We start from the raw sequence: 5,357 nt of genomic DNA, 5'->3' as shown, positions 1-5,357 counted from the left end.
AATATTGAGTAACCCAACAGCGATTTGCTTAATCTCCTCCGGGTCAAAACTACGAGGTACAGCCAAGGAAGGAGCATGTTTGTATTCTTGTATCAAACAACAGCCCCTAGTGGTTTGGAATGACCCTAAGTAACGGGGGATACCGGGATGATTCAGTCCCCGCAAAACTTGAATTTCCCCTTCTATGGTCTCATAGTCTGACCAGTTACTGTTGCGTTGAGCAAACTGAAACTGCTTGATCACTACCAATTGGTGATTGACCTGGTTTCGGGCTAGGTAGGTCACTCTCCCACCAGCGCGATTATGACCCAATTCCCTGATCACTTTGAAATCATGACTGGATAAGTCTAGAAAATTGCTCATGAGTCTATCGGGTACATCAGAGTCAAGCTACGCAGCAATGGGCAAGTTTTAATCGTAAGCATTCAGCCGTCAGCCGTCAGTGGTCAGTAGTCAGTAGTCAGTAGTCAGTGGTCAGCCGTTGGCCAATGGCCACTCAAGTAGCGTGCGCGTAGCGCATAAGTTGAGAGCTGAGAGCTGAGAGCTAAGAGCTGAGAACTGAGAGCTGAATGGTTACTTTTAATCCTTTCAGTTAGGCTGGGCTTACCGTGCTTCTATTTACGATAGCTTGCTAATTGGGGAACGGGAGCGACTAGATAATTTTTTTAATATGGTGGTAATGACAGGCGTTTCTACTTCTAACTGGGTTTTCCCTGATCTCCTATGAAACTGATCAAACGCACTACGCTCCATTATCAAGCTGGTAACTCAGATAAAATCTACGAAGTCGATCTCTGTGATTTCGGTAACGAGCAGTATATCGTTAACTTTCGCTATGGACGCCGTGGCAAGACCTTGAAAGAAAGTTCAAAAACTGCTCAGCCGGTAGCTTTAGCTAAAGCACAACAAGTGTTTGATCAGTTAGTTGGCTCAAAACTCAAGAAAGGCTATCAAGATGTAACTGAAGCATCAAGTAGTCAGACTCAAGAAGAGGTTAATGACTTAATTAGCAGTAACTTAGTTACCAAAGACCCACGCCATCAAGCCATTCTCAACGCGATTGCAAATCCAGATAGTAGTAAAGGCTCTAGTAAATGGTCCCAAACCCGAGCGATATGGCGGGCTGGAGAATTAAAAATTCGTGAAGCTACGCCCTTAATTATCCCTCTGATTGGCACTGATCAACCCTTAAAAGACTACTGCATTGCTTGGGCTTTAGGATGGTGTGGTGATGAGCATGTAATTCCTCATCTCCAACGCTTGTATGAAACCCCTTCAACTCCAGACTTTGTCAAGCGGATTGCTTGGGAAGCCTGGATGAAACTCTGTGATCCATCAACTCAAGAACGGTTGCGCTCTCAACAGATAGAGCAATTGCCTGCCGAATTGCAATCCCATATCGAAAGCGATAATCCTGCTGACTTCTCTAATGCCCTAGTTACCTATCTAGACAGTAACGACTATACTCGTTTTGGTGTTCTCGATACCCTATATCAAATTAATAATGCTCAAGTGCGTCCAGCACTACTAAACCTATTACGCACTGCTCCCCTACGCCCCAACTACTTCAAAGCCATTCGCCACATATTCAAGATTGCCGAATATCGACAAGATGCGGAAGTATTTGGCATTATCGCCTACCGCCTAGACACCGAGCCACCAATGTTTCGTCAGTCTTATTGGCATCGATATTACTGGGACAGAAATAGTCGCAAATATCTTCCCCGTTCCAATTACCTCGGTAGTCCTGATGCTAAACGGGCTTACAGCAACGTAACTCGTGACTATCTACGGCGGCGGGTATGGCGGACTCTCAGGAAATTGGGTGAAGAATGCGATCGCCTTTGGCACGGCAGAGCCGAACGCAATTACATAAATCTAGCCCTAGAGGTATTACTGAAATATTCTGATTCTGATGCAGTACCCGCCAGAACATCAACCTTCTATCGCTGGAACTACTCCAACGGTCGTCGCACCAGCTACACTCGCAACTGGGACAGCTATGCCGGTTACTTAACCTTTAACCATATTCTCTATACCAATAGTCCCCGTTACGTATTAATGCCCAACAGCCAGGCATGGCGTTGTCGAGACAACTACAAACCCGGTGATCCAGAGCCAGATGTCCGAGAAGAAGCCTTTCCTAAACTTTGGGAGCAACATCCAGACGCACTGCTACAGTTATTATTAGAAAGCCACTGTCATCAAGTTCATCAGTTTGCCGCCAAAGCCTTGAGGGTATGTCAGTCATTCTGTAATCAAATCGATACAGATACTGTAATCAGACTAGTTAACAAACCCTACCCAGTAACCGCTCAACTCGGCTTTGAACTAGCAACACAAAAATATAATTCCGATAATCCCGACAATCCTAACCTAGACTTATTACTTGCCTTAGCCAACTGCCAGTTTCCACCAGCTCGTACTCAAGCCCATCAGTGGATACAAGCAATACCAACTCACTTGATTACCGCCAGCCAGCTGATCATCCCTTTAGTGATCAGTCAACACTCCGATACCCGTACCTTTGCCCGTCAGTTACTGACTCAATCAATAGTAAGTGAAGCAACAGCCAAAGTATTAATCGGGCGAATGATTGCAGCAGTACTCGTACTAGAACCAACTCAAACCGATATCGGCAAAGACACTGCTCAAACCCTGCTTCTAGGTTTTACCCCCCAACTCCGGACATTGGGTATGGGAGTAGTACTAGATCTCCTCCAACACCCCATGCCAGAAATCCAGGAATTGGGAGCAAGAATCCTATTCAATCACGAAACTCCTGCCGCTGACTTACCACCCAAATTAATTGAATCACTCCTCAACGCTTCCCATCAGTCAGTGCAAGGGATTGGGGTTCAGATTTTCGGTCAACTTCCCGATCAACGGTTGCTACAAGACTACGACTTAGTATTAGCGATCGCAACCAATCAACAAGCACACTTGCGTCAAGGTATTCGTCCAGTAATTCAGCGCTTAGGAAAATTATATCCAGAATTTGTCACTCAGCTAGCCACAGAAATCATTAGCCTATTGCAGCTACCAGAAAGACATCAAGGTGTTCACCAAGATTTAGTCCAACTGCTACGAGAAGACTTACCCAGCTGGATGACTATGATTACCAAAGACAACGCGATGGAACTTCTCCAAGCCAAATCATCAGCCGCTCAAGAATTAGTAGGATTAGTACTCCAAGCTAACTATACCACTTGGGGATTAGAATTAAAAATTCCTGACATTGTTAAACTAGCCAATCATGAAATCCTATCCGTCCGTCAAGCCGCTTGGACAATGATTGAGCAAAGGCTCAACCGTATCCGTAGCAATTCTCAAGACATGTTAGCCGCAGTGCGATTACTAGAAGCAAAATGGCAGGATTCCCGAGAATTTGCTACCAAACTCTTTAGCCAACAAATTACCGAACAAGACTGGACACCTGAAGTCATGGTCAGTATTTGTGACAGTACTCGGGATGATGTTCGTCAATTTGGGCGGAATTTAGTCCTACGTACCTTTCAGCAGAGTTATGGTCAAGATTATCTGCTTAAATTTAGTGAACATCCCAGCCAAGACATGCAGCTATTTGCCACTAACTATCTAGAACAGTATGCCGTAGATAATCCCGACCGTTTGCAAGACTTAATCCCTTACTTTATCAGTATTTTGTCTCGGGTTAATCGCGGACGAATTGCTAAACAGCGCGTCTTCGCATTTCTAGAAGCTGAAGCCCAAAAAAGCCAAGCAGCTGCTAAAATAGTAGCAGAAATATTAACACGACAATCCATCACAATGGCTATTGGTGATAAAGCCCGTTCAATTCAGCTCATGCTTAAAATTCACCAAAACTATCCTACTATTCCTCTTCCTATTCAGGTTAAACCAGTATCCGAATTAAGAGGAGTGTAGGGATTTATCAGTTGTGTATTGTAGGGAGTCGGGAGTCAAGCACACCGAGGGAGTCGGGAATAGGGAGTAGCGATAGTACGAGAAACCCTATAGCATTTTCAACTATATCCTGATCGCTTATGAAACAAAGTAATGATTCAGGATAACACCAAAAAATCTTATTATCTATTTCCATTATCTATTTCATAATTTTCCCGATTCTAAATTCTAAATTCTAAATTCTAAATTCTAAATTCTAAATTCCCGATTCCCTTCTTAACAATAAAAAAAATACTTCAATACCCTAAAAACCATGGAATTTAACTACGCCTATAAAAATAGTACAGCAGTTAGCGATCGCGGCAGCAGCACCCAAATGTCCTTCTCCCCAGACACCAAGCGTCCTCCCACTTACTTCATTGGTGAATTAGGGAAAAATGTAGCCTTTCGAGAAGCCATCAGCGCCCTACATGACGTAGTATTTTCCGATTTACGCTTCAAACCCAAAGACAGAACCGAGTATAAACAATGGCGTGCCAACCAAGACCAACAAGACTGGCAACTCATAGCCGCACAACGCCAAGACATCGCCAATAAAATTAAACCCTTACAAGCAGAACTAACTCAATTAAATCAGAACCGATATCAACGATTATCCACCTTTTATAAAGCCAGACAACAGTACTACAATTACCTCTATCAGAAAGACCGTGATGCCTGGTTTGTCCTCGATCCAGTAATTACCGTTCATCCCGATGAAGTCTTCTTTGAATGTTTCAGCCAAGATGAATCCAGTTATGGGCGACTAGGAGCCAGCTACGAAGTTTTTAAAACTATCAACGAATTCGCCTGCGGTACAACAAACATAGATTACTCCGCCGCCCTTTACAACGAATTTCAAAAAATCCGCAGTTACAAGACAACCCAATTTGAAATTGACCCCTCCGGTTTTGAAGTAAAAACCACCCATGAAGCAGCATTTAAAGAAGTCAAAATTGACCTACCAGACAGTTGGGTAAGAGGATTTCTACAAGTCAGTTCCGCCATGGCCTTACCCGCCACCACCTTTGACTTGCAGCCCATGGATATTCACAATATCTGTTTTGTGTTGCGTCGCCACAAAGAAAAAACTGGCCCACGGGGAATGCGTTACCATCTCAAACCAGGAGAACCCGTGCGAATAGTATTTGAGCCTTGGAACATCGAAGTAGTCTGTTCGCGATCGCCCTATCAAGGTTCATCAGAACAGGTCATCCGAGTTTGGGGACGCCGCCGCCTCCACATCCTAGAACGTCTTATCCCCATTGCCAACAAATTTACCATTCACCTACTCGGAACCGGTATGCCATCCTTTTATGTAGCTGACCTAGGGGATATGTCCTTTACCCTCGGCTTATCAGGATGGACAGCTAACGATTGGGCACAAGCGGGTAACTTTGACTTAATGGCACCCCGTGCAGATGTAGACCAGT

4 protein-coding genes are annotated in these 5,357 nt (G+C 44.3%); 2 read left to right on the top strand and 2 right to left on the bottom strand.

The window, feature by feature from the left end:
- A partial coding sequence (locus tag F6K20_RS22685) for a protein kinase domain-containing protein (RefSeq protein WP_502708862.1) occupies positions 1–363 on the bottom strand: 363 nt, incomplete at its 3' end.
- Positions 364–723: 360 nt separating this feature from the next.
- Here F6K20_RS22685 and F6K20_RS22680 point away from each other — a divergent pair.
- Complete coding sequence (locus F6K20_RS22680; protein ID WP_287296109.1) at positions 724–3,906, top strand: WGR domain-containing protein; 3,183 nt, start codon at positions 724–726, stop codon at positions 3,904–3,906.
- 7 nt (positions 3,907–3,913) lie between these two features.
- Here the strand turns inward: F6K20_RS22680 and F6K20_RS22675 are convergent, their stop codons facing one another.
- Positions 3,914–4,081 (bottom strand): hypothetical protein, encoded by a 168-nt coding sequence (locus F6K20_RS22675; protein ID WP_154659804.1) that lies wholly within the window; start codon positions 4,079–4,081, stop codon positions 3,914–3,916.
- 117 nt (positions 4,082–4,198) lie between these two features.
- Between F6K20_RS22675 and F6K20_RS22670 the strand changes: the two genes are divergently transcribed.
- A partial coding sequence (locus tag F6K20_RS22670) for an SWIM zinc finger family protein (RefSeq protein ID WP_287296107.1) occupies positions 4,199–5,357 on the top strand: 1,159 nt, incomplete at its 3' end.

The sequence above is a fragment of the Moorena sp. SIO2C4 genome (assembly GCF_010672485.1).
GTDB classification, from domain to species: Bacteria; Cyanobacteriota; Cyanobacteriia; order Cyanobacteriales; family Coleofasciculaceae; genus Moorena; species Moorena producens.
Note: the sequence above shows the minus strand (reverse complement) of the source record. Positions and strands in the feature narration are given on the sequence as shown.